This is a genomic window from Yersinia rochesterensis (genome assembly GCF_003600645.1).
GTDB lineage: Bacteria > Pseudomonadota > Gammaproteobacteria > Enterobacterales > Enterobacteriaceae > Yersinia > Yersinia rochesterensis.
In genome coordinates, this window is record NZ_CP032482.1 from 3,065,291 (window position 1) to 3,088,820 (window position 23,530).

Genomic DNA, 23,530 nt, shown 5'->3' on the forward strand with positions numbered 1-23,530 from the left:
ATTTATATTTCCTTAAAAATAAGTGTCTGCATTTAATACCGGTAGGGCTAGAGGGCTTATCCCGCTAGGGTAATCTAGCGTGTTAGAGCTATTCTCATACGCACCTACGCCAGCGGTTATATTTGAGTCGTACATTCTCATCGCTGACATATACCAGCCGCGATAATCCCCGTTCATTACAGGGCCTGATGGGAAACCGCCGAGACTGGGCAATGGAATCATTGGCTTTTCTATCCCGGTATTTATCCAAGCATTCGGTGTTGAGCTTATTTGCACTGTTTTACCCAGAATTAATGGCGCATATCGAGACGAATAAGTGCATTGCCCAGATGTGTTAAATATTGCTAATCCAGCGGTGCCCGGACTTGGTGGCTCCGGATAAAAACCAGTGGTAAATACGCAAATATTTGCAGTTACAGACCCATTCCCGGTAGTCCCATTTGGATTTATTTTAAAACAATGTATATTTTTGCTATCAGCATCATAAATTAATGACACATCTGGGTTATTCCAGTTTGCAAAAACAATTGCATTATCTCTGTTTTGAATTCCACTTGGCACTTGCCAGTCTGATGATATAGTGACTGTTCCGCGCCATGTGCAAAAACCTAGAAGAGAACCATCAGTCACGGACATGAAATTCGCAGAATTCTGCAAAAACAAACCATAGCTACCAAATGACGGTGAGTTTGGTATCTCAAATGCTGAGAATATAGCCCATCCAGGCCCCCCATCTGACGTTGAGAATGTTATTTGGTTTCCGCTCAATGAATACCCATTAATATATCTGCCAAAAGATGTTCCTCCCGATGAAATAACACTACCAAACCTAGTTGGTACTAAATGCAGGCCACCACCAGTAAAACCGGTCAATGTTGCCCTTGCTGGCGAGCCATACACATCATAATCACCCAAGAATTTTAGCAAACGTGTTCCTGACGTCATATTGATGCCTTTCCCCCCATCAGCTGGGGATACATATAGAATTGGCTCTGCCATTAGAAATACCCTAATTTAACTGCAACCTGGCCATTGCTGTGGTACGTCGTTATTCCTAAATTATTTATAACTGTCCGGATGCCATTAATAGTGTTATCCATAGTTATATTTCCTCTGAGATTTACATTATTAAACTCAGCATTTCCGTTTTTAAAATCAAGATGCAGACCAGATACACCTTGGACGTAATTATCAGAATCCAGAGTATCTGTTATTTTCCCACGGCCGATAGAGGATTTTGCAATAAATGCGTCATTAATGAATACCTGACCGTTGACAATTGCAAACGGAATGTATTTAGCGCCATTCAATCCAGAAGTCAGAATAAAGGTGTCTGCATTAAAGCCAATTTGTGATTTTGCTACGCCGTCTTTTATTTCTAAGCCAATAACCATTCCGGCATCATAGTAATTACCATCGTAATTAATACCTGCCTTGACAGACCATATAGCTTGGCCTCCAGTTTTATCAAATACTGTCGTAGCTTTAGTCTGAATTATCGCGTCTTGCTCTCCGAACTTAACTCCTGTTTGAGTTTTAAATTCAGCCAATGCATCATTTGTTGTTGCCTGAGCTGTCCTGACGTCAGTTATATTAGCGTTAACACCCTTGAACGTTGCTGTTACTGCTTGCTGATATTCTGCAAATGATTTATCTGCATCAGCCTGAACTCGGCGAACCTCTATTATTCCTGCTCTGTTCTCGCCATAGTGTGCCCATTTTGAGATGGCATCTTCGCTATTGGCTAATGAGTTTTCGATAATTGCATCTGTATTATTCTCAATCTTACTTGTTAGTTCTTTTCCGGTTTCGCTAGAAAGAAACTCATCGCCAATAAATTCAAGAATTGGACCTGCATCATCGCTTGACATGCCCTGAACCCAACTAGTCCATGGCGACTGATTACCAGACTTATCTACTATCCGGGCGCGGAAATAGAATACCTGCCCCGCTCTCAAGCCCTGCATTGTGTAATTGCGCTGCGGGTGCGGCACATCACTCAGCAACATGGCATCGGTGCCATTGGCAGACAAACTATATTGAATCTCCGTCTTTAACGCATCTTCAGCGCCCGCTGGGTAGCCCCAGTTCAGCTTTATACCGAATATGATACTAGTAGCCGCGAAACCCACGGGCATTGGAGGATTCCCATCTTTGCCTTTTAGCGTGGTTTCCTGCGCGTTAGCCCAGATACTTGATATTTCAGAGGGGCTAATAGCACGAACGCGAGCCTGATATTGTCCTGCATAAATACCCTCAACTTGAACCCCTTGAGCTGATGTACGCGGTGCTGATATCCAATTGCCGTTATCGCGCCTCCATTCGACCTCATATGCGATAGCACCAACTGCTGGCTCATAAGTGACGCGCAAAGTAGTGACTGCAAGCCCTTGTGAAAGTGCTGAGAAGCTATCAATAACAACATTTTTCGGTGGTGGCTGAACACCAGGCGGAATTACGCTGATTGGGCGATCTTCAATTCTGGCTCCCGTATCGATACGGGCAAATTTATTCGGGTCATACTCAATAGCAATGATATCGTAAGAAACCCCATCACTCCCCTCGGCAATGCCCGTCACTCGGAAAAGCTGCAAAGCTAAATCACTGGCATCAATGGCCCACACAGACTGAGCAACAGGCGTTATGCTAAAGGCTGTAGTGACAGTGACTATTTTACCGGCAACAGATTGAATCGTTCTCCCCTCGGCCTTGCCGTTGGGTAAGTTCACGATTAATCGCTCACCTACAGATGCAGAAGAAACTCTATCGAGTGTAATGTTGCGACCGTTAACCTTGCTTATCCGCCCCCCAAGAGGACGACCGGCAACCATTTCATCAGCAATTCCGACGATATAGCCGGGTAGCGGGATTTTGCCATCAAGCCCGATAGTGAACGAGACAGATCGATCGGCGTCATTAGTATGCAAAACCCACTTTCCGCGCCGAATAGCCTCGGTTTGTCGGGTGCAGCCAATTGCAGTTACATCTGCCTGTTTCACATCATACCGGCGAACTAGCGCAATTTCAGAAACTGGCTCGATAGCATCCTGATATCCATTTGCTGGATCAGACCACGACACGAAAGCATGGCTGTAATGTGTCTTTTCGCTGGCACTGCTGTAGATGAATTTCCCATTTTTCACGCTGGCGCGGGTAATTGCGTAATCCATCTCGCGAGGGATATCAGCCAGCACGTTCATCTGATTGTTCGCCCAGAATGTCATTCCGCGGAATATTGCCCCCACATCATTAATAAGCGTCCATGCCTCTGCTTGAGCCTGAATATAAATATTACAAAGGAACCGAGGCTCAGTGCCATTACCGCCGCGACCGTCTGGAACGAGCTGATCGCAATATTGCGCAATCTGATATAAATCTAATTTTGTGTAATAGAGATTGGCGGCTTTAATCCGCTGGCCTAAACCAAACCGCTCACTAATCAAAATATCGTAGTAAATCCAGGCGGGGTTATCAGTCCAGGCCCATTTAAACGAGCCATCCCAAATACCCGAGTAACTTCGATTTACCGGGTCATAGTTTGATGGAATGCGGACAATCCGCATCTTAGGCTCAGATGAAACCACAGGGATATTTTGGAACTGGCTCGCGTCAAACTGAATGAATAACAAAGCGGTTTCTGGATAACGCAGCTTTGCGTCAATAACCTCGGTAATGGCCTCAATCACCATCGTATCAGCAATCATATTACTGGTTGAATTGGGTGTAATTCGACGAATACGGATCTGCCAGCCCGTAGTGGCATCAGGTAAATCGATGCGGTGGCTGCGCTCATATTTTGTTGTTGTTTTACCATCAACCGCCGAGGTCATAACCTGTTTATAAGCGCCGCCATCCGTTGCCACATCGACAGCATATTCAATGCGATAACCAACTACGTCCCCGTTATCTTGCTGGCGCTGTAGTGCAGACCATGAAAATCTAAACCGAACTGCTGATAACTGAGTATTGGTCACTGACCGGACAAATGGCGTTTGACTGGTCAGCGCAAGGCCGATCGCTGTTTCATTTTCAATGTCTGGAATGCCTGGAATATGAGTTTGATCGGGGGTGCCAGAACGGAACTCATATTGAACGCCGGGAAAGTTAATTGAGCCATCTGCATTTTTGATGGGGGTGCCATCAAGGAAAATATTCGTGCCATCTAGCCCACCCTCCCACTCACCCTCGCCGAGCGCAAAAAGTAATTTTGCGTAGGATGTTGATTGCAGTGAATCGGGAGACTCTACCGGAGTCCGGGTATTAGACGAGCCGCCTTTAGACATTATCGTTTCTCCAGGCATAAAAAAGCCCACTAAATGTGGGCATTGGCGTGTTTATTGATCAATCCAATGGAGATTACCGGCTGATCTTCTATTGTGTAAGGTCAGCCCACCCAAGCCATGCACGGCTTGAGTGTTATCTATCGGAGAAATGGCTGATTTACTCTGGGAAAAGGGAGTTAAAAATGAGTAATCTTGAACTTGAAAAATTAGGTGCCAGACTTAAGGCTGTGGAAGTCGCATTAGCGTATTCTTTGACTAATTTATCCGCCAGCAACTCAGATATAAAGCCTGCTGTCATTTCAGCTTTACAGCGCGATGCTAAAGGGAATAAAGGGGAGCATGAGCATCTTGCTGTAGCGCTTGATAATTTGGCTGAACTTATTCAACGCTTTAAGGTGCAATAGCACTCACTGTCCCTCCAAAATACTCAGGAGCAAGCAGTGAACCAGTGATATTCTCACTATATAGCTCACCATCACAGCTCACCGATTGCTTAATTTCGGTGAGCTGTTTTTCCATCTCTGATACCTGCTGCTCTAGCGCTTCAATTCGCTGTTCTTGCGTCATAACTCACTCCTGCCTTTCGGCGTTAATTAAAATTGTTACTGCTGGTCTTCAGCGTGGATTCCGGCAGATATTAACGCTCCACCAATTCGTCGCTTGCCATATCCGAGCGGTACGGGGTTGCCCTGAGCGATGGAGTTAACCGGGCCGCCGAATGCATAACTGGGTTTATTGTCCGGTGATTCTCGCATTGCAAGTCCACCCTGCTGGGGTGATAGCATCTGAACCATTCCGCCGAGTGCCAAGGAAGCCCCCATCATCGCGGTCATGCCAACCATTCCCTTCGCTGCAAACGCAGCTCCAATCCCCCCCGGCCCAGCAAATACAGCAGCGGCTATCAAAACAGCACCTAATATAGTTTGAAATAACCCTGCTTTTTTACTGCCTATAATTATTGGTGCTATCTTTATTTCTTCATCACCAATATTAAACTCCAGTTCATCTTTAGATATATTGCGTTTACCTTTAAAAACAGCAAATGTAAGTCCTTTGTCTTTAGCGTCATTAAGAAATCGCTCAAACCCCGGCAATAATACACAACAGGCCTTAATAGCTTCTTGTGTTGAACTGGCAGCAAAGCGAAAAAATCCATCTTTATTTTCTGTGAATTGTTTTAACTGACCATATAAGCGAATTGTTTTTACTTCTGACATATTACCCCCAATAAAAAACCCGCCGAAGCGCTGAGGGATCCCCACTAATTCAGCGCTAATAAACCAACACCATACTTCGGTAGGTTTTGGCGAGGTGATTAAGAACTGCATCCAGTGCTGTTCGCGTTAAAATTAGCGGAGAGTGTCGCAAGATATTCTCCGCTAATGTCAGATAAGATATAACCCGTCGTGACTTAAGGCTGTTAGCCTGATACCTCAGATGTAACCCTTTATTTTCAGCATGATAGCCAAGTAACCATAATACTGCCGTGCTTAACGTTGCCAGAAGACTTAACACCAGTATACGCCCCGCTGTGCGGCTGTGACTGGCGCGAAGCCCAAAGCCAAAACGTTCACTTTTCTCATCGCGAAAATTCTGCTCTATCTGCATCCTGCGACTGTATAACTTCATGACTTCACGTGGTTTAAACTCCTCTGTACTGCTAAAGATAAGCCACGGTTCTTTTGCTGCGGCGCGTCCGTCCCGCTCTTGCGAATAGCGAGATATCCGGCAACGGGCACGTTTATTCTGCCGCCCTTTGGGTTCCTTTTTATGCAGGTAAAAGTGACCATCACAGCGGGCATATTCTGCACGTGCGAGTGTCCCCGGCCCCAGATATTCAGGTTTGCCACTGGCCGATAATTCCTGCCGCCTGAACCAGTGCTCACCTTTTTTATCCAGCCGGAGCTGGATATTGCCTCTGACTCGCCCGATAAAATCCCAACCCAATGATTTAATATGGTGAAACCAGGCATTTTGAAAACCGGCGTCAGTGACGATGAGCACCTTTTTATCAGGCGCAATAGCGGTGGCGATAGAATTCAGGAACTCTTTTTGTATCAATGCATTCTGTTGGTTATGCGAGGGAACAATTTGGCTCATTAACGGGATGGAACGACCATCACAAATCAGGCTGGCGCGTAAGACGTGGAATGCCTGTGAGGGATAACCGCTCCAGTCAACAGCAATAACACACCAGGGAAGTCGGCGCGTAAGTAACGAAGTAATATTACGAAATATCAGAGGGATGTCATGGTGAAGAGCCGTATTACCTAACAGCCGGTCAACCCGTTTTATCTTGTGTTTTACCTGAGCGGTTCCCGGCAGATGGCGTCCGATACTGGTCAGGGTCAGAGAAGCGCCACGCGTCAATGCGACGGTTGCATCAATCAGGGCATTTTGACGATATTGATGAAACGGGGCTAAAGCGCCCCGGAAAAAGTTCTGGCATACTTTACGGGCAGGCATAGAGTTGATCTCGCTGAATTGGTTGCACAATCAGTAGATCATATTTTCTCTATGCCTGTCCTTTTTTCTGGGGATTCACCAGCGCCGAAGCGGGTTTTCATATATCGATTAGATTATAGACAACTTTTTATGTCACTAATGACTTCATTAGTTCTGGACTGTGAGCGCCATGCTGTCGGTTTATTAAATATTGCTGAATATAAAGTAATTTTAGTAATTGAGTCACTATTTATGACATCAACAAACTCGTAATTATCTACTATAGATATAGTCAGTCCATTTGTTAAAGGCTTCACAGACGTAACAACTGGAGCGCCCGCGTAAGTTTTCTCTTCAAAATTTCTAATAAAGCATGGAGCTAATATATCAGCATGCTTGCTTGATTCGAATGTTGCAGCAGGCTTGCTACCCCTTAATTGCTGTGGGGTCGTCTCACAACCTGACAGTAATACTGATATTGCTACCAATAGGAATAACCTTTTCATCCGTTTATCTCCATGCAGAAAACAGAATGATAGCATTTACGCTGGTATTTGGTACCGTAGCACCTTGATAGTGCGATCAAGCCAATAACCACCATAAGGGACAATTTCGCTTAAACTACCGTATCGATGGTGGATCATCTTGCCATCACCCAAGTAAATTCCGGCATGATTCGGCTCACTCGCTTTGTACTGCATCAAAATAACGTCACCGACTTCTGGCTGCCCGGTGTGGGCATAAAAACCGGCATCAGCATAATGCTTTATGTACAGATTTTCGCCGCGCTCCCACCAGCCATCATCCCGCTCAAAATTAGGTAGGGTAATATCACGTTCAAGCCGGTACCAGTCCCGCACGATGGCGTAACAATCCCATATGCCATGCACAAAAGGCCTACCCTTGAGGGGCTTTATTCCCTCACTCGGCATAATCTGGCGAATATCGCCCTCTGGCCAACTGGCAATTAGCCAGGGCATTTGTGACACGTCACACTGTGCAATATCCAGTTGGGAGGGTTGAGTTGTGGCATCAGGGTGACTATGGGCAATAGCTATAATAGACCCCTTATCCTCCGCTGCCGCATATTCAACCGGATCAATGCGGAATTGCTCACCCGGTTCTGGCGCGGTATTGGTGCAACGCACGTAAACCTGTTTACGGTCGATTTGCACCACCAGCCCGCAACATTCAGCAGGGTAAGCATCTTTGGCGTGAGCCAGCAACGCAGTAATAATATGTTTACGCATGGCTACCTCTTTATCAATGCAGATCCGGGAAAGCCACCGAACGGGAGCGGCTTACCTTTCCCGAATCGTGTTTCACAGCCCGTCGAAAGCAGTCCGGAGCATTTATCTTTGCTCGGGTCGTCCGTTGGGTTGCCGTCCTCATCAAAATAAGCGGTACCGGTATACCCACATGACGCTCCGCGATATTGATTGCGCATGCACCAGGTGCAAAGGGAATGGATCTGGCGAGTGGGTAACATAATGCCCTGCAGGTCGGCCGGACTGGATAACGCAAACTGGATTTGCTCATCATCCTCGTAGGTCTTGCTGTCGATATACCAGACATCGATCTTCTCTTCGTCCGGGTTAGCTTCAGGGTTTCCCTCTGGAAAATTCCGCGCATCAAGATAATGTGCAAACGTGGTGTGCATCTTCACTTGTGCCAGAGCTAGATTTTGATAAGCCAGGCATAATGCTGTGATGGTTCCATCCAAATTACCCACGGACAGAGTTGGTGTTGACGCGTTACCGTCACTAGTCACCTCCACTCCCTCTATCGCTGTCGGCCATGGCTTGTATTCGCGGCCTTGCCACCAAATAGATTTCACTGGCAATAAATCTGGGTCGCCGCCTGCGGCTTCCAACTCAGCTTCAGTGTAAGGAATGGGATGGTCATGAAAATAAAGTTGTGGGCCGTCAAACTCGGTGCAGTCCACTTCGAACAGCTTTACCTTGCTGCCCGGCTCCAGCATCTGTAAGTCAGTATTTAACACGATGAGTTCCTATGGATGGTAAGCAATAATGAATGTTGCGGACAGTTCAAACATCGGCTTGCCGGCCGCATTTTTCCCCGAGGCTTTCACTTGCTGTTTCTGGCAACAGTACAGACCTAGCTCGCCCATGGGGTTTCGCCATTGAAACGCCTTATAGCCTTTATGCTCTCGTAGAAATTGTCGGATCTGCATGATGTAGTCGAGTTCACCCACGAACGAAAGCGGCCAGCTTTGGGCTTCTTCATTGAGTCCGTCGCCAGAACGCTGCGTATAACCATCACCCAGCTGCAATTCACGTGTGCGGGTCGTAATGTCCCCGACCGGATTTATGCGTGGGCAATATTCAAATTCCTTTATCATCTACGCCCCTGAATTCTTTTAGTTAAAGCGCCACCTTGCCCCAAGTCTTTAGCCATCAACGCCTTATAGCGGCTATCAACAAATGCGCCAATCTCCGCGCCAAATTGCTCCATGCCCTGGCTGCTTTGAGCGGAGGTATTACCGTTGCCGTCGATAGTGATATAGACCTGCGGCGCGGCTGAACCACTTCCTCCACCTGAGCTGGTCGGCATATTGCTACTCACCGCCCGAACGCCCAGTGAACCGTCAGCGGAGCGGGTTAGTGGCATAATTGCCTCTGGCCCCGCCTCCCCCATCACACCAGCACCTTTAGCAAACGCAAAAAAGGTAGGTGAGCTGACAACTTGGCCGCTGTAAGCGCTTAGGCTTGGCGAATCATAAACGCCGCCCTTGGCATTAAATGACAATCCGCTATAAGCTCCACCGGAGAATGCGTTGCTTGCCGAACCCGCCGCACTTCCGCCGCCCATAACCCCCCCCAGCAGCCCGCCAGAGACACCGGTTATTGTCTGCATAATGGAGCTGGTGATAAGGGCTTGCGCCCCCATATCGACGAGGTTTTTGATAATCGATTGAGACAATGAAGCGAACAAATTCGACATAGCCTCTGTAGCCGTTTGGGTTTTATTCGCCAGACCCGTCAGCATATTAGTGAATCTGTCTTTGGAATCCTGATACAAATCCACGGCCATTCGCTGCAGATCACCTTGCGATGCGAATAATTGCAGGGATGCCTGGTATTGTTGTTCGCGGGTTTCGGTTTCAGAGGCAAGAATAAGCTGATTTTTTCGCTGTTCGGTGATAACACCTGCCGCCGCATAAGTCTCAATAAGCGCCTGACGCTTTGCCAGTTGGTTACTGAGGTTCTGCACCGGATCGACATTACCGGCCAGCTCATCATTCGCGCTGACGGCGGAGCGTTGGTTAGCCTCTGCCAGCGCCGTTAGATAGTCAGAGTGTATTTTCTCTTTGCGCCGATAGAGTTCCTCGGTGCTTTGTATTTCACCCCCCGTAATCTGCCGTTGAAGCTGTTCCTGTGCCTGCCGCTGAGATTCTGCTGCGGCGCGATAAGGATCTGACGCAATAGCCGCATTGTGATCTTCCCAACGCTGTTTTGACTCTGCCAGGGTTTTATTCAACCGTTCCAGTTCTACGCGCTGGCCATCGGTATATTTCGCCCCGGTTTCAATTGATGCAGCAAATAATGACGCGGCAGCTTCACCCTGCGCCAGGCGAACAGACTCAACCTGAATTTCTTTATTCAGATTAGCAATGGCTTGTTCATAAGCTTTCGTTGCACTTTCAGCCGTTTTGGTTGCACTGGCCGCTTTGTTTTTGGCCTGCTCATTCGCCTTATTCTGCTCTGTCTGATCATAATTACGCAGTTCGCCACTGACGAATTTTAACACTTCAGCAGGATCGGTGATTTTAAGGCGTTCAGCTTCCTGCTTGGCAATTTCTGTCGCCTGTGCTTTTCCCGATAGCTTTAATATCGCCAGCTTATCGTCCTGCACTTTTTGCGCATTTTTCAGTTCTTCGCTAACGGGAATAATCAGACTAGTCGAGTTAAAAGCGGCTTTGGCTTGGGTAGCAATATTCAGCGAGTTGGTAAAATTAGCCATCATTCCGGCTGCAATTCCCACTTCAACTTGTTCCAGCTTGAGGATGCCTACACCCTCTTTAAGCGTTCCATTTAGCTGAGCGCTCAGGACATTAGCACCGTTTACCGCCCTGCTTTTATTCTCTTCCGCATCCGTTAACTCTTTGAGTGCAATGGCTTGATTATTAATCGAGGTTTTCAGTTCTTCAGCTGCTTGCTTCCCAATTACAGAGCCTTTCCCCCATAAATAAATCTGGCGACTGTTGCGCTCAACGGCTTCAGTGGCTTTGTCGTAATTCTTTTGCGCATCAGCAACAACGGAAGAAAGTGCCGGTAATGAGTTATTCAGCTTGCCGATTTCTGCGGCTAACTGAACATTCCCCATCTCCCGCATTTTATCAATCAGACCACCGATTCCACCCGCCAGCTCTGTCGCTGACCGTTTGGCCTGTTCTGATTTTTCGTAGAAATAATAGATTGCACCGGCTGCCAGCATTGCGGCCCCGACCGGGCCACCCACCAAGCCCAGCGCCTTACTTGCCAGCCCGGAAGCGATATTTAAGCGCCCCTGCGCCGCCGCAAGAGCATCGGTTGCAGCGACTTCGGCGCGTGATGCCGCCGCAACAGCAGCGGAGTTGGTTGCCAACTGTGCACGAATAACAGCGCGAGCCTTTTCTGTTTGCGCCAGCTGTAGTTGAGCAACTAACGATTTCTGGACTGCTACCGCTGATTCTCGCTCAGCCCTGATTTGAAGCAGTGATGCCTGAACACCCTCAACTTGCGCCGCAGCCAGGGCAAGTTGTGAGCGGGTTGCGGTAATCAGATTGCCAGTCGCGCTGCTAACGCTGCTGGCCAACCCGCCGAAGTATCGTGCCAGTCCAAGGCCAACCAGCCCGGTACCGGCAGCAACTAATACATCAATGTTATTCGCCGCAGTGGAAATGACACCAGAGATTGCCGCCGTCACCCCCATCGCGGTGTTCGCGTCTCCGATATAAGCTTTCCAGTGGTTTGACAGCTTAGTGATGGCATCACCGACCGTGGTCGGCATGGCTTCGGCCAGTTCTGCGTTACGGTCTTTTGCGGCAATAGTGGCTTTTGCAAAAGTATCCATCGATAACTTGCCACTGGCGGCCAGTTTTTTAACCGCCGTCTCTGTCAGCCCCAGATACCGGGCAATATCACCAACAATCGTCGGCATAACTTCCATAACGGTATTCCACTGATCTCCGGCAACTTTGCCGGAAACCATGGATTTAGACAGGGCATTAATGGCGCTCTCGCCCTTTTCAGCGCTGGCCGCATTGGTGGTCAATGAACTGGAAATTGAATCAATAAAATCAATGGTGCTGGCGGTGGAGAAGCCAAGTTCCTTCATTGAGTTGGCACTACGAATATATAACTCGGATTGCTCCTCAATGCTTTTATAGGTGCGGTCGCTGATCTCCATCAGGCGTTGCTGAACGCTGTTATATTCCTCCTGTGAGCCAGTCGCCATTTTAATGCGTGATGAAATTTGCCCGTATTGGTCAGCCGTGTTGATGAGACTACTCACCGCGAACGAACCGGCAAGCACACCCACCATGGCGCGTGCTGATTCTCTTATGGTGGCCAACTCATTGTTAAGTTCGGATAATGCGCGTTTGCTCTGACGCGTAGCCGCTTCTACCTTGCGAGAGCCGCCCTCCATTGTTTTGTAATATTCAGCACCCAGACGAGAAGCTCTTGCAATCTCGGTTTGAAATGAACTTGAGTTAGCCGACAGGTTGACGATCAGATCACCCAGAACTGTCATAGTTCCTCCCAGAAACCCGCCGAAGCGGGTGAATTACTCAGCCAACTGACCTAAAAACGCTTCAAGTTCTGATCCGTCGTCGTCAATTTTATTTTCCGACTTACCCCAGCCCAATAACACATCTTCAATACTGAGCTGATTTCTCCCCCCTTGTGCGTTATAGGCCGCTGCCGTGATTTGTGCTGCTTGAAAGTCTCCCCGCTCATCACCGATCGGGCTGATACGGTCATATGCAGCCCACAAGCGAAGTTCACTCATCCCGATCGTTTGTTGGAGTTCACCCAATGTCCTACCCAGACGAAGTGCGAGTTTCATCATGAATTGGGTGCCGGGTTCTATGACTTTTTTTCAGCATCCTCTGAAGATGTTGCCAACCCCATCGCGATCCTCAAAAGACGGGCATGCACTGGGCCGTAAAATGAAATCACGGTTTCCAATTCGCTCACTGCAAAAACTGGCTGCAGGTCTTCGTCCAATAACGCATCAATAAACATCACAGCATCAGCACGAATATTGCGCTGGGTTTCTTCTGAGATAGAAAGCTGGACTCCCCCCTCCTTTATTTCCGGTGATGCCATAATCTCGCGCCACCGGCCCCATCCCTCTAAAGAGGGTTCTCGTAGTACGACACTCACCCCATCCCACTCGCTGACTGATACCGTTTTAGTACGAAATCCAGCATGTGCTGCAGACACCAGTGATTTGAGATCAAACTTCTTTTTGACTGACATGTTTTAGTGCCCTCCTGTTAAGCGGTGACGTTAGCTGTGTAAGTCGCGGTTTTGTTGCCATCGGAAGTCGTAACCGTAATGCTGGCTGATCCTGCAGTTGCCCCGGTAGGGGCTGTTACTGTCACCGTCATACCGCTGGCCATGGCTGTCGCTCGGGCCGGAACGGATGAGAGTAAAGTGAAGCCTTTGTTTGTCGCATTTGACGGGGTAATATTGACGTTAAATGTCGCTGTCCCACCCGCAGCCACGCTGCCACTAGTCGGCGTCAGGGTTACGCCAGTGACGGGAACGACATCAGAAGCCATAATGCGGACAGGCTTACCAATAATGCGCAGAGTATAAGAAGCGGAAACCACACCTGACGTCCCGGCACTCCAGCTGTTTTGCCGAACCTCAGCAAGATAGGCAAATCCGTTACCCGATGGGAATACAACCCTGATAGCGCGGCGCTCATCCGTTTCATAGGCTTCCATTAAAGACTCTTGCGCCAACTCGCCAGCACTCCAGTTTCGATTGATGCTCATTTCGGCTGGTGATGAAAGTCCATTCGTCATTTCTTTTTCGGTCGAACAAAGTGTCGTCACTTCAATGTCATCTTTCTGCCCTCCGGTGAAACTCAGCTCTTTTGTTGAACACGATGCTGACAGCCAAGTAGCATTTGCCGGGTTTGCTTCGGTCGCTACCGCAGCAGAAATGCTAAATACTGTGCCCTGCGTTTTTTCATAAATACTGGTCATATATTGACTCCAGGCATAAAAAAACCCGCTCAGTGGCGGGTGCAATAAAGGGAAAACGTTATTTAAAATACGTTACGGAATAATTGATATCTGATGATCCCCAGGTCAGTGCCTCATCATCGCGTCGATAGTCATAGCCGAGCGGCGAAAGGCTTTCGACCAACTGAGATAATGGCGGGATATCTGCCATCACGGGATAAATCTTTGTTTCCATCCACTCATCAAGCGCTGAGTCAGGGCTTTGTGCTTTTAAAAAAACCTCCACGTGCAAGACTGCCCGCCAGTGGTCACCATCGATATATTCTCCCGTGGACTCAGAATCAGTCAGATAAACGGCCACTGCAGGTAAATCTTTTACATCAAGAAAGCCCGGCCTGCCGTCAAAAAAAGTGACATTGGGATCATTAATGGATTTTTTCAGTGCATCCAGCACCGCCATGCGTATCGCGGTATGTCTATTCATCGTTTAATTACCAGGCGTAATTGATTATTCAGCGCAGCAGACAACTCTTTGGGTAAGTCACTATTCAGAAGGGATTTTGTTTCATCATGAAATGCCTGAGTCAGCGGCGCGGCCATCGGTATCTTGATAACCTCGATCGGGTAGCGGGCTTTTGTCGTTCGACGCATCACTTGCCATCGCCCATTACTGAGTTGCTGTAAGAATGCCCCTGAAAATGAGAGGCGCCCTACTTTTAACACGCTACCTGCACTGCCCTGATCCCCGCCACGACGAGATAACTGCATCCGCACCGAACCAAGGTTAATGACGGGTAAATCACCTCGTTTCACGCGAATTGTGGCTATCGGACGTCCGGGGCTGGCCTTTTTCAGTTTAGCCCGCCCACGTACCAGTTTTAACGGTACTTTCGTACCCTTTGAAACTTTAGAGCTACTGCGGCTAATTGCCCGCGCAGCAACCCGGTTAACCGCTTGCGAGGTGGCTCGAGGCACTGCCGTTTTACTGAGTTCGGTAAGATTACTGATTAACTGATCCAAACCTTGAACTGTCATGGCGTCTCCCGTTATTCCAACCAGACCTGCGGTTTGCCATTAAAAGACTGGTAGCGGGTGACAATATAGGATTGTCCATCCCAGACAGTCTGGTCGTTACGACGTGGTTTATAGTCAGAAGAGAAAATGACTAGTGATATGCCGTCTCCAGTCAAGGGACCCATTTCAGGAATAAGATGACTTTCAACGGCAACAAACCCCACGTCATTAATCAGGACCGGTTTTCCCATCCTGTCCAGCGTTGCCCGATCCATTTTTTCCACCAGCCGTTCAAAGGCGTTAGCCATTAATTTTTACCGCAATCACAGTCTCACTCGCTGCTGCTGAGGCCCAGGCACAACCCGCAGCAACTGCGTCAGTGGACGCAAGTTGAATCTTGCCCGCTTTCAGGAAAACCTTTTTTCCTGCTGGAATGATATCAGCAGCCAATTTAGGCAATAGGAAAACCCCCTCGGCCAAGCCATCGCCGGTGACTGCAGGGCCAATATCAACCAGCGCCACGGCAACAATATCGCCAATAACAACAGGATCTCCGCTGGTGATAACCTCCGCACCAGAGTTGGTGATTGGAATAGTCATGCCTTCCTGAACATAATTTTTAGCCATTTGAATTATCCCTACGACCCCGAGGGGCCGAATTTTAGGTATAAAAAAAGCCCAACAGGGCCGGATTAATAAAATGTCGCGATCATTCGCCGCTGGACTTCACCAAGCCACGATGATCAACAGGTGCAACACCCGCATCAATGCGGACCTTGGTCGTTACACCGTCTGATGTAAAGCCTTCTTGCTGATCAATGTATGGCGTGTCCATACCGGATAAATACGCAACTTCAATCGTATCGGTTCCCTGTGCCGCCGCGAGATACCAAGCTTTGGTGCTGGCATCATCAAGACGAGGTTCGGCAATGACGGTGGCAAAATCTTTAACCGGGTTGATGATGCCCGCGTTAATATCCGCCCCCTTGACACTGGATGAGCGAATGACCTGGTTAGTCGTAGACTCCAAACTGGTTGGAACAAGAATAAATGCCGGACGAATGTTCAGGTGACGCTCACCCTCTTTCTGTGTGCGCATCATTTGACGGGCTTTATCAAGATTAGCCACGTCAATCCCGCCGCTCGTAAGATTGCCATGCTTACTATCAAACAGAGGGGTGCTGTCGGTTGTCATCTTGGGGTTAGTCGTCAGAATGAGATAAACCAGATCCGCAATGGTGGCTTTCGCCGCCCGCCCCAACTTCATTGGAATATCTGTCAGCATGTTCAGGTCATCATTAATAATAGCCTGACGGGTGATAGAGAATAACTCACCGTAAGTTGCCAACGCGATGGTGGCCTGCTTGTCGCCAGTCGTCACATACTTATATTCTGCCCCCTCACGGACCTTGCGCAGCGATTGAAAACCGCCCATCCCAACACGGTGTGCCGTTTTAAAATCAGAAAGTTGACCTTTGCGGGTCCATTCTTCGAACGTTTCCGGTGCTTCCTCCCAGCCCTGCAGGATGGATTTATTACTCACATCGATCAGGATATTGCCAAAATCAGAAGTGCTGTGAGTAAAGGCCATGCCCACCATCTGCATTGGGTTGTAAGATGCAACACCAACGCCCCGCTCAGTCAGGGACATCCGGGCCAATTCACGCAACGTCATACTGTTATATGCGTTGTCTTTTTGGCGCTCTTCATATCCCGCACGCACCATCAACGCCTGACGAATACCATCCCCAGTAAAGTTACCATTACCGGCATAGATATGTTGGCCGGCAGGAGGGGTTTTATTCGATGGCGTGGCATCTCTGCCCATCAATGCCAGCAACTTTTCTCGGGATTGTTCAAGAGTGCAATCAATATCTTCGACGCACGCGGACTGCAGTTCCTGATAGCGTCCACCGAACATAGAAAACAGATCTTTAATCCCGTTGATGCGTTGTTTTTGTGACTCGCGCTCCTGTGCACGAATAGCATTGTCATCCAGCGTTGCTGCGGGTGCTATCGGATTAGTGGGTGCGACAGGCTGCGTAACGGTCGCTTTGGGTGTGATAATCATATTCTTCAGAGAGGCTGGCATAGAATCGAATTCCTCAATACGTTTTGAATTGATGCGGGCCATAGCCTGCATCGACGGAAGTAGTTGATCGGCAAAACCGTGCTCAACACATTCTTGTGCTGTTAACCAGGTTTCTTCACCGAGCATGACGGCCAGTTCTTCCGGGGTTTTACCGGTTTTTTTGGCATAAGAGGGAATGAGCACACCCTCCACTTTATCGAGCAGGTCGGCATAGTCGCGCATATCATTAGCGTCGCCACCGGTAATGCCCCAGGGTTTGTGGATCATCATCATCGCGTTTTCCGGCATGATGACAGGGTTGCCGACCATCGCAATCACCGAGGCCATAGACGCGGCCAGTCCATCGATATAGACCGTTTTACTGGCGGGGTGACTATTTAACAGGTTGTAGATAGCAATGCCTTCAAATACATCACCGCCCGGAGAATGAATGCGCAGGTTAATATGGTCGATATCACCCAACGCTTTCAGGCTGCTGGCGAACTGGCGAGCGGTAACCCCCCAGTAACCGATCTCCTCGTAAATATAAATATCCGCGCTCTTTTCACCACTCGCCTTCATGCGGAACCAGCTTTTATCTCCGCCAGACGCCTGCGGTGCCTCAATCAGTTTCTTTCTGCTGCTCTTGCCCACGGGCATCTCCTTTATCATTAGCCGGATCAGTATCAAACCTGAGATCCAATTCATTATTTTCGTCTATCTCCGCCTTGCGACGGCGTTTCACATCCCCCGGATTAGCGCCGCGAGCTCTGATCCAGTCAGCTTCTGTTGCCGCTCCACCGCGAATCAGCACGCGCCATGAGTTAGCCTCTTTCAACGGGTCAATCCATGGCATAACTGGCCCGCTGTATACCGCATTCAGCAATGTAGCCGGGTCAACATCAGGCGGAACATTAATAACGCCAGCGGCAATGGCCTGTTTCAGCCAATTGCGGTACATGGGACGGGTGACTGCTGCAATAAAGGCATCCTGCAATATGCTGTAGCCCTCAAAAGATTCCACCAGTTCCTGTCGCTGGGCACTGTATGTGCCGTCATAGTTGCGGGAGATGCTGGAATAACTGCCTCGGCTCCCAGCAGCAACAGCTCTTAGTTGGCCGTTACGGAAATTTTCAAGGTTGGGATTGGGTCGGTCTGACTTGATCATGCCGATTTCTTCACCGGGTTGAAGTTCGTCAAACAACATACCAGGAACAATGTTTAACTCTCTGCCACTGCTGGTATTCGTGTCGTCAAAAGTTTGACCATCCCCTTTTTTGATATACATACCTAATGCAGCAGCAATGCGTGCGGCGGTTAGCTCAGAATCCTCGTACTCTTTGAGCGCACTCAACCGGATCAGGATGCCAGACAATAAGCTGTTGCCACGGACCTGATGCAGGCGACGCATAAATTTCAGGTGCATCATGTCATCAGCCACTATTTCTTTCGTGTTACCCAACGCAATGCCTGTCGTGACGAGGGATTTATACACAACATATTTAGTGGGTCGCCCCCAGCCATTTAGATAAATACCCTGACAAACATTGTTTCCAGTATCGTTCATTTCCAGCGGTACAAAGTCAGGTTCCAGCGCCTCAATCCAAAAAGGAATACTGGCTGTTGCCGTTAACCCCTGAGCAGTTCCACTGACAAATTGCCCAAACACTTCACCATCACGGAGCCAGGTGCGGGCCATGAGGCGCTCCAGTACGGGGCGGGTAAATTGCCCGGTCACATCAGGTGAGACAGACCACTCCGCCCATGCAGCCCTGATTTTCTTTGCCAGATCATCAGCTACTAACCCGGTACGGAGAATAGGCTGGGGATCGACAATAATTCCCTTGGCACCAATGATGCGCTCTTCCAGTTTATCCAGCAGTCCGATCACAAGGTCATGATTGTTATCCAGCCACCGCGCCTGCTCCCTCAGCGAACGTCCCCCGATCTGGCTGAGTTGGTTAGCATTACGGTTTTCACGCCTGGCGCGGTGTGTGCGAGTGGGTAATACCGCTTCATAAGCACGTATAGCCACGCGAGACTTTAAACGGGCGGCTTTCCAGCCCGGAGAAAACAGGCCAATAGCATCATCAAAAATACCCATTATGGAAACCTCGCCACTTTATACATAGGGCGTCCACGCTGAGTTGCCAGAAGATTAGCGAGACGGCGTTCCCATGCTTCTCTGCCCTTGCGAATCTCACTCAAATTTTCCATCGTCATTGACTGGCCATTAAAGGTGATGGATTTACCCTCCAATACCGTTTTTTCAGCGGTTAGATATTGCTGGAGCATGTTTTCAATCTCTGCCTGATTCATAACCAGCCTCCGGATGTAGATGACGCCCATGCAGAGGTACTGCCCTCTTGCTGGGCTGGTGATTTTTTAGGTTTTGTTGTCTTAGTTCGGGATGTTTGGGATGGCGGTCTTTCAGTCACAGATAACGGAGGTTTGGATTCAACAGGCTGCGCCCATGGCGGCGGTTTTTCCCAGTTGATTTTCTCGTAACCTCGCAGTATTACCAGGGCATGGGCATACACCATTAAATCGAATGCCTCATTTGCGCCCTTGCCGGGTTTGCTCCATTTGCCATCCTGCCCCCGCTCTTCATATGTGAGTTCGTCGTAAAACCACTCCCCCAGCCAGTCAGGAAAGTGAACATAGTTAGGCCCCGGCGTCTCACGCGATAACGCGTTACTAATCCGGTCTTTCAATAGGTTTGTTTGCAAGAGATACAGAGGAACGTCACCCCGCGCCTCCGCTCGTCGATTGGGACGATCAGTATTGTCGGGGAAGCTTTTAGTGATCAACTTACCGCGAGACTGGCTATCCCCTTTGAAAAGGTACACACGCTTGTGGACACCATCGCGGCGGCATTGCCGCCAGAACTCATAAGCATTACCGGTAACGCCATCTTCACCACCGGAATCCACAGCCATTGCCAAGACCGGCAGGGTGATGGATGGATTGGCATCCATCGGCCAGCATTTATCCAGAACATCGGTACGCAGCAGATCCCAATCCTCCAGATAAGCTGCGGGGTTAATGGGCAGACTTTCACCGTTAGTCCCCATTCGCATCGACTGACGGATGTTATAGCGGTCAACTATCCAGCGTTCGCCATGCGCACCATAGCCCACTATCTGGACCACAAAGCGGCGATTTTTCCCCCCTTGAACATCCACAGTAGCCACAAGGAATAGCACCCCATCCGGCACAGTTCGCTTCGTCACCTTACTGGCGCGGGCCATTAAGGTTTCAGACTTGCGTTGCTCGGTGCTGGATCGGGGAAGATATGGAATACCACAGTCAGTATTGGTGACGGCTTTCAGGGTTTCTTCGCTACCGGTAGCCTCAAACTCCTGCTCTGCCGTCAGTAACCGGAATATCATTTGTGCCCAGGTTTGATAACCTGCGGCGGGGCCTTCCATCCAAAATGAAGCAATGCGCGATTGTCGCGGGGTTCCGGTAATCACTCCATCAGAATCGGAGTGTTCCCCCTCGCGCAACCAAATACCCTTTTTATTTAGCTCATCTTTTAAGTTTGATGTGATAACTCCCTGGCAAGATGGGCAAGCCAAGTGCGCTTCTCTGCTGGCTTTTACAGGGTCAGGTGTGTCACGAAACCCATTCATCGCTTGCATACTAGGCTGAAAGTATTCGCCGCAATGAGGGCAGGGCCAGTACCAACGCCGCCTGTCCCCACGGTTATACAACGAAAGAATACCGGTTGCCGGGGGAGCCTCATGAGGAGATGTTCGCCGCCATTTAGTATCACGAATGTCCCTGCCTGGCGAACTTTCCACCAGCGTCATACCGGAACTCATAAATGTGGTAGTACGCTTTGAGGCCAGTGTAAAACCATCACCTTCCCCACCAATATCTTCTACCCAACGGTCATAATCAGTCAGCGCAACAAACCGGTAATCTGACGATGACAGGATATTAATTGAGGGCCAGCCTATCTTCAGATAATTACCTGCACGAAAAATAATATCGTGGACGTTATTATCATTGGGATTCGTACTGAGGCGCTTTGCAACTTCCGGACTAACCCGAAAGGTTCGGGAAAGGCGTTTCTTTGAGTGCTCTCTCGCCTTTTCCTCTGTCATTTGCACCAACAGAAAATCAGCGGGATCGCAGACAATAGAATAGACACACCAACCATCAATTAGCCCAATGGTTTTACCCGTTCGCGCAGGGCCGACAAAAATAACTGCGTCATACTCACGCGAAGCCAGGCAGTTCATGGGCTCAATGATATAAGGAGTCATGGATGGGTCCCAAGGCACTGAATTACCCCCGCCCTTTGGAACACGCATATACTTTTGCACGGCCTCGGCAACCGGAATGCGCCGGGGGGCTTTTAGTAGGGCAGAAACATCACGCCGTATAGCTGCCGCTGATGCATAACTCATTAATGCTCATCCTCAGTTTCTGCCAATGAAACTGATGAGGCCATTAAGTCCCTTAGCTCATCAGCCAGCGATTGCGCCTCATTCACCAGTTCGGGTGACCAGCTCTTTTTACGCTCAAGCACATCCGGCCAGGTATCCAGAAGTTGGGCGACAGACTTCACTAACAAAGCCATTTCAGTATGAACTTCACTAACAGGGATAAGTTGACGCAAGCTTGCTTCCAACTTCACTCGCTCATTTTCCGACTGATACCAATCCTTACGATCTTTAGGTCCCATTTTCTGAGGATTTTGAAAACCGTCAGGATCGACAGGTTCAATCTCGCCAAACAAAATAGGGCCGACATCTTTCAGTGCATAAACGGGGTTGCCTCTCACTGTGTCAGCGATTGGCGTATTGGCATCGAGAAGCCGCTTTCTCACCGTTCCGCGATTCAGCCCAAAAGCCTCAGCAATCTTCGCTACGCTCCAGTTGTAAGCGTCCCCCAGATTGCTGATATTGGACATTGACACCTCATCCTGTCAGGTGAAACTGGTATTTATTTAATAAATTCAAATGATTACAATCTGGCCAGATGACAGTGTGCTTTTGATTTTGTCACCTGAAAGTTGAGTTTTATTTTAATTTTCATGAAGATAGGACACCTGCTGCTGTCACCATGAAAACTGAAAAACTAGCCGTTTTCCGCGAGTCCCACTCCCCGTGGTAGGGCCCCCCTCCGGGAGTACCTTTCGATAATGGTTCTCATTTGTATTTTTATGCACCATTTCGGGGCTCACATTGACTTATTTGATAATCGTTATCATTTAATGTGTTTGGGTTACCTGATGAATGAGTCACGGTGGCTGAGCATGGTGATACTTTCCTCTACTGCCCGCACAGCTTTTGATAACTGCTTTTGCAATTCAACAGCTCGCTCAAGTTTTACAATCAAAGCATCGATCTGAATGGTATCTGTATTAATACCAATCTGCATTGAAGACGTGTAAATCGAATCAGTTTGCTTACATTTCATTGTGTAGCTCCAATAGAAAAGCCACCGGCTTATAAGGCCAGTGGCTTAGATAAAAAATCCCATAAGCGGCTTGATTCTATTCGTATTTTTAACTTTCCAGTAGAGCCAGATAATTCAATGGGAATGAAATTCCCGGCTCTTTCTTTAGAACTTCAATCTTGTTAATTATTGCCTCACGTTGAGAGTTGCTCCCCGTGGAATAATACTTTTTGGCTATCTCTATTACTTTATTTCCAAGAGCAGAACTTCCCAGACCACCATATGCCTCAGCATTTCTTGTCACGTTATAAACTTCATTGCTGAAATCAGTCATCACGTTGCCTTTTGGTTGAGAATAACTGTTGAAGTATACAGTGATTGAGAGCCGTTGTGAAAGTGGCTCTCAATTTGTCTTTAAAATCAACCAACTCAATTTCGAGGAGGCAAATCTGTATTAAATGGTAACCCAGGGATCGTTATTTGCCCTCGCTGCTCAATGCGCTCAATTTGAGCAAGCAATGATGGCTTCTTGACTCGCCCCCATCGGTTAAGTAATCGACCTGACATGCTGGCAACATCTTTCTCTTTCATATACTCCAGCATTACTGCGTTTCGCTCGGCTTCAAGGTTATGCATCCCTTGGGCGATCATGTCAGCCATCCAATCAAAAGCTGCAATGTATGCCTCTTTAAATGCAAAGGCTGCTGTTCCTGTGAAACTGAAAACAAGCATTGTCCAGCCGTTACGAGTCATTCGATAAAAAGGCTGGGGTTTACCATTCTGTAACTCATTGTTTTCATGGCAAAGCGTAAAATTGCGCCCTGCGAACTCAGCGGAGCAGGCCTTAATGACATTGCGAGTTTTCCGCATTACATCTTTGTGTCCTTTGCCGAATACCTTCGCAACTTTGAAAGTATCAGTTGATGACTCAGTGCCAGAAAGAAATACCAATTCACGGAAATCAAATCCATTTACGACAGTTGGATAGTTCATATCGAATTTACCTTTTAAGATGAACCTTGTTCGCACAGGAATACGGCCCTCAGAAGGCTCCGACAGCCAGCCGGTTCCTCAAGGGTCATCCTGAAAGGTTCTGAGTGA

General features: G+C 48.5%; 26 protein-coding genes and 1 pseudogene. 1 reads left to right on the forward strand and 26 read right to left on the reverse strand.

Features of this window, described 5'->3' with window-relative positions:
- Positions 1 to 12: 12 nt before the first annotated feature.
- Both DXZ79_RS14235 and DXZ79_RS14240 read right to left on the reverse strand, forming a co-directional pair.
- The gene (locus tag DXZ79_RS14235) at positions 13 to 999 is read right to left on the reverse strand and encodes a DUF6453 family protein (protein WP_120011365.1); all 987 of its coding nucleotides are present in this window, start codon (positions 997 to 999) and stop codon (positions 13 to 15) included.
- On the reverse strand, positions 999 to 4,283 hold the full coding sequence (locus tag DXZ79_RS14240; protein WP_244942284.1) for a TipJ family phage tail tip protein: 3,285 nt from the start codon (positions 4,281 to 4,283) through the stop codon (positions 999 to 1,001). Before DXZ79_RS14240 ends, DXZ79_RS14235 begins: the two co-directional genes overlap by 1 nt.
- A gap of 182 nt (positions 4,284 to 4,465) precedes the next feature.
- On the opposite strand from DXZ79_RS14240, the gene DXZ79_RS20700 reads away from it, so the two are divergent.
- Positions 4,466 to 4,687 (forward strand): hypothetical protein, encoded by a 222-nt coding sequence (locus DXZ79_RS20700; RefSeq protein ID WP_050296423.1) that lies wholly within the window; start codon positions 4,466 to 4,468, stop codon positions 4,685 to 4,687.
- On the opposite strand, the gene DXZ79_RS20705 is transcribed toward DXZ79_RS20700, so the two are convergent.
- From DXZ79_RS20705 to DXZ79_RS14355, 24 genes and pseudogenes are all read right to left on the reverse strand, one after another.
- Positions 4,674 to 4,850: a hypothetical protein gene (locus DXZ79_RS20705; protein ID WP_162928706.1), complete on the reverse strand. Its 177-nt coding sequence runs from the start codon at positions 4,848 to 4,850 to the stop codon at positions 4,674 to 4,676. The genes DXZ79_RS20700 and DXZ79_RS20705 overlap by 14 nt on opposite strands.
- Positions 4,851 to 4,885: 35 nt before the next feature.
- Entirely contained in the window at positions 4,886 to 5,500 is a 615-nt protein-coding gene (locus DXZ79_RS14250) for a tail assembly protein (protein ID WP_120011368.1), read from the reverse strand.
- A 55-nt stretch (positions 5,501 to 5,555) separates the two neighbouring features.
- The gene (locus tag DXZ79_RS14255; protein ID WP_050292482.1) at positions 5,556 to 6,749 is read right to left on the reverse strand and encodes an IS4 family transposase; all 1,194 of its coding nucleotides are present in this window, start codon (positions 6,747 to 6,749) and stop codon (positions 5,556 to 5,558) included.
- A 113-nt stretch (positions 6,750 to 6,862) separates the two neighbouring features.
- A complete protein-coding gene (locus DXZ79_RS14260; protein WP_120011369.1) occupies positions 6,863 to 7,234 on the reverse strand; it encodes a hypothetical protein in 372 nt (123 codons plus the stop codon).
- Between the two features lie 36 nt (positions 7,235 to 7,270).
- Positions 7,271 to 7,978, reverse strand: a complete 708-nt coding sequence (locus tag DXZ79_RS14265) for a C40 family peptidase (protein WP_120011370.1) — start codon at positions 7,976 to 7,978, stop codon at positions 7,271 to 7,273.
- A 2-nt stretch (positions 7,979 to 7,980) separates the two neighbouring features.
- Positions 7,981 to 8,733, reverse strand: coding sequence for a phage minor tail protein L (locus DXZ79_RS14270; protein ID WP_120011371.1), 753 nt, complete (start codon positions 8,731 to 8,733; stop codon positions 7,981 to 7,983).
- 6 nt (positions 8,734 to 8,739) lie between these two features.
- Positions 8,740 to 9,090, reverse strand: a complete 351-nt coding sequence (locus DXZ79_RS14275) for a phage tail protein (RefSeq protein WP_120011372.1) — start codon at positions 9,088 to 9,090, stop codon at positions 8,740 to 8,742.
- A complete protein-coding gene (locus DXZ79_RS14280) occupies positions 9,087 to 12,485 on the reverse strand; it encodes a tape measure protein (protein WP_120011373.1) in 3,399 nt (1,132 codons plus the stop codon). Before DXZ79_RS14280 ends, DXZ79_RS14275 begins: the two co-directional genes overlap by 4 nt.
- Positions 12,486 to 12,518: 33 nt before the next feature.
- Entirely contained in the window at positions 12,519 to 12,803 is a 285-nt protein-coding gene (locus DXZ79_RS14285) for a phage tail assembly protein T (RefSeq protein WP_408642837.1), read from the reverse strand.
- Between the two features lie 17 nt (positions 12,804 to 12,820).
- Positions 12,821 to 13,216: a phage tail assembly chaperone gene (locus DXZ79_RS14290; RefSeq protein ID WP_032819810.1), complete on the reverse strand. Its 396-nt coding sequence runs from the start codon at positions 13,214 to 13,216 to the stop codon at positions 12,821 to 12,823.
- A gap of 17 nt (positions 13,217 to 13,233) precedes the next feature.
- The gene (locus DXZ79_RS21200; protein ID WP_321572391.1) at positions 13,234 to 13,521 is read right to left on the reverse strand and encodes an Ig-like domain-containing protein; all 288 of its coding nucleotides are present in this window, start codon (positions 13,519 to 13,521) and stop codon (positions 13,234 to 13,236) included.
- Positions 13,519 to 13,953: pseudogene (locus DXZ79_RS21205) on the reverse strand (phage tail tube protein); the annotation flags it as partial. The pseudogene DXZ79_RS21205 and the gene DXZ79_RS21200, both read right to left, overlap by 3 nt.
- 58 nt (positions 13,954 to 14,011) lie before the next feature.
- Positions 14,012 to 14,416: a phage minor tail U family protein gene (locus DXZ79_RS14300; RefSeq protein WP_032819809.1), complete on the reverse strand. Its 405-nt coding sequence runs from the start codon at positions 14,414 to 14,416 to the stop codon at positions 14,012 to 14,014.
- Positions 14,413 to 14,967 (reverse strand): phage tail protein, encoded by a 555-nt coding sequence (locus DXZ79_RS14305; RefSeq protein WP_120011374.1) that lies wholly within the window; start codon positions 14,965 to 14,967, stop codon positions 14,413 to 14,415. The genes DXZ79_RS14300 and DXZ79_RS14305 overlap by 4 nt, the downstream gene beginning before the upstream one ends.
- Before the next feature lie 11 nt (positions 14,968 to 14,978).
- Positions 14,979 to 15,254: a DNA breaking-rejoining protein gene (locus tag DXZ79_RS14310; RefSeq protein WP_120011375.1), complete on the reverse strand. Its 276-nt coding sequence runs from the start codon at positions 15,252 to 15,254 to the stop codon at positions 14,979 to 14,981.
- A complete protein-coding gene (locus DXZ79_RS14315; RefSeq protein WP_098080972.1) occupies positions 15,247 to 15,573 on the reverse strand; it encodes a DUF2190 family protein in 327 nt (108 codons plus the stop codon). Before DXZ79_RS14315 ends, DXZ79_RS14310 begins: the two co-directional genes overlap by 8 nt.
- An 82-nt stretch (positions 15,574 to 15,655) precedes the next feature.
- The gene (locus tag DXZ79_RS14320) at positions 15,656 to 17,599 is read right to left on the reverse strand and encodes a ClpP-like prohead protease/major capsid protein fusion protein (RefSeq protein ID WP_120011636.1); all 1,944 of its coding nucleotides are present in this window, start codon (positions 17,597 to 17,599) and stop codon (positions 15,656 to 15,658) included.
- Between the two features lie 40 nt (positions 17,600 to 17,639).
- Positions 17,640 to 19,121 (reverse strand): phage portal protein, encoded by a 1,482-nt coding sequence (locus tag DXZ79_RS14325; protein ID WP_120011376.1) that lies wholly within the window; start codon positions 19,119 to 19,121, stop codon positions 17,640 to 17,642.
- Complete coding sequence (locus DXZ79_RS14330) at positions 19,121 to 19,336, reverse strand: hypothetical protein (protein ID WP_032819806.1); 216 nt, start codon at positions 19,334 to 19,336, stop codon at positions 19,121 to 19,123. Before DXZ79_RS14330 ends, DXZ79_RS14325 begins: the two co-directional genes overlap by 1 nt.
- Entirely contained in the window at positions 19,333 to 21,435 is a 2,103-nt protein-coding gene (locus tag DXZ79_RS14335; RefSeq protein ID WP_120011377.1) for a phage terminase large subunit family protein, read from the reverse strand. The genes DXZ79_RS14330 and DXZ79_RS14335 overlap by 4 nt, the downstream gene beginning before the upstream one ends.
- Positions 21,435 to 21,941, reverse strand: a complete 507-nt coding sequence (locus tag DXZ79_RS14340; protein WP_032819805.1) for a DUF1441 family protein — start codon at positions 21,939 to 21,941, stop codon at positions 21,435 to 21,437. The genes DXZ79_RS14335 and DXZ79_RS14340 overlap by 1 nt, the downstream gene beginning before the upstream one ends.
- 314 nt (positions 21,942 to 22,255) lie before the next feature.
- A complete protein-coding gene (locus DXZ79_RS14345) occupies positions 22,256 to 22,450 on the reverse strand; it encodes a hypothetical protein (RefSeq protein ID WP_120011378.1) in 195 nt (64 codons plus the stop codon).
- A gap of 88 nt (positions 22,451 to 22,538) precedes the next feature.
- Positions 22,539 to 22,763, reverse strand: a complete 225-nt coding sequence (locus DXZ79_RS14350) for a hypothetical protein (protein ID WP_100285907.1) — start codon at positions 22,761 to 22,763, stop codon at positions 22,539 to 22,541.
- Between the two features lie 95 nt (positions 22,764 to 22,858).
- Positions 22,859 to 23,422, reverse strand: coding sequence for a Rha family transcriptional regulator (locus DXZ79_RS14355; protein WP_120011379.1), 564 nt, complete (start codon positions 23,420 to 23,422; stop codon positions 22,859 to 22,861).
- Positions 23,423 to 23,530: the final 108 nt, after the last annotated feature.

Bases quoted from the DNA above. Each gene is read 5' to 3' on its own strand.
- DXZ79_RS14235 (WP_120011365.1), bottom strand. From the start codon at position 999: ATGGCAGAGCCAATTCTATATGTATCCCCAGCTGATGGGGGGAAAGGC.
- DXZ79_RS14240 (WP_244942284.1), bottom strand. From the start codon at position 4,283: ATGTCTAAAGGCGGCTCGTCTAATACCCGGACTCCGGTAGAGTCTCCC.
- DXZ79_RS20700 (WP_050296423.1), top strand. From the start codon at position 4,466: ATGAGTAATCTTGAACTTGAAAAATTAGGTGCCAGACTTAAGGCTGTG.
- DXZ79_RS20705 (WP_162928706.1), bottom strand. From the start codon at position 4,850: ATGACGCAAGAACAGCGAATTGAAGCGCTAGAGCAGCAGGTATCAGAG.
- DXZ79_RS14250 (WP_120011368.1), bottom strand. From the start codon at position 5,500: ATGTCAGAAGTAAAAACAATTCGCTTATATGGTCAGTTAAAACAATTC.
- DXZ79_RS14255 (WP_050292482.1), bottom strand. From the start codon at position 6,749: ATGCCTGCCCGTAAAGTATGCCAGAACTTTTTCCGGGGCGCTTTAGCC.
- DXZ79_RS14260 (WP_120011369.1), bottom strand. From the start codon at position 7,234: ATGAAAAGGTTATTCCTATTGGTAGCAATATCAGTATTACTGTCAGGT.
- DXZ79_RS14265 (WP_120011370.1), bottom strand. From the start codon at position 7,978: ATGCGTAAACATATTATTACTGCGTTGCTGGCTCACGCCAAAGATGCT.
- DXZ79_RS14275 (WP_120011372.1), bottom strand. From the start codon at position 9,090: ATGATAAAGGAATTTGAATATTGCCCACGCATAAATCCGGTCGGGGAC.
- DXZ79_RS14280 (WP_120011373.1), bottom strand. From the start codon at position 12,485: ATGACAGTTCTGGGTGATCTGATCGTCAACCTGTCGGCTAACTCAAGT.
- DXZ79_RS14285 (WP_408642837.1), bottom strand. From the start codon at position 12,803: ATGATGAAACTCGCACTTCGTCTGGGTAGGACATTGGGTGAACTCCAA.
- DXZ79_RS14290 (WP_032819810.1), bottom strand. From the start codon at position 13,216: ATGTCAGTCAAAAAGAAGTTTGATCTCAAATCACTGGTGTCTGCAGCA.
- DXZ79_RS21200 (WP_321572391.1), bottom strand. From the start codon at position 13,521: ATGGCTTCTGATGTCGTTCCCGTCACTGGCGTAACCCTGACGCCGACT.
- DXZ79_RS14300 (WP_032819809.1), bottom strand. From the start codon at position 14,416: ATGAATAGACATACCGCGATACGCATGGCGGTGCTGGATGCACTGAAA.
- DXZ79_RS14305 (WP_120011374.1), bottom strand. From the start codon at position 14,967: ATGACAGTTCAAGGTTTGGATCAGTTAATCAGTAATCTTACCGAACTC.
- DXZ79_RS14310 (WP_120011375.1), bottom strand. From the start codon at position 15,254: ATGGCTAACGCCTTTGAACGGCTGGTGGAAAAAATGGATCGGGCAACG.
- DXZ79_RS14315 (WP_098080972.1), bottom strand. From the start codon at position 15,573: ATGGCTAAAAATTATGTTCAGGAAGGCATGACTATTCCAATCACCAAC.
- DXZ79_RS14320 (WP_120011636.1), bottom strand. From the start codon at position 17,599: ATGAAGGCGAGTGGTGAAAAGAGCGCGGATATTTATATTTACGAGGAG.
- DXZ79_RS14325 (WP_120011376.1), bottom strand. From the start codon at position 19,121: ATGGGTATTTTTGATGATGCTATTGGCCTGTTTTCTCCGGGCTGGAAA.
- DXZ79_RS14330 (WP_032819806.1), bottom strand. From the start codon at position 19,336: ATGAATCAGGCAGAGATTGAAAACATGCTCCAGCAATATCTAACCGCT.
- DXZ79_RS14335 (WP_120011377.1), bottom strand. From the start codon at position 21,435: ATGAGTTATGCATCAGCGGCAGCTATACGGCGTGATGTTTCTGCCCTA.
- DXZ79_RS14340 (WP_032819805.1), bottom strand. From the start codon at position 21,941: ATGTCCAATATCAGCAATCTGGGGGACGCTTACAACTGGAGCGTAGCG.
- DXZ79_RS14345 (WP_120011378.1), bottom strand. From the start codon at position 22,450: ATGAAATGTAAGCAAACTGATTCGATTTACACGTCTTCAATGCAGATT.
- DXZ79_RS14350 (WP_100285907.1), bottom strand. From the start codon at position 22,763: ATGACTGATTTCAGCAATGAAGTTTATAACGTGACAAGAAATGCTGAG.
- DXZ79_RS14355 (WP_120011379.1), bottom strand. From the start codon at position 23,422: ATGAACTATCCAACTGTCGTAAATGGATTTGATTTCCGTGAATTGGTA.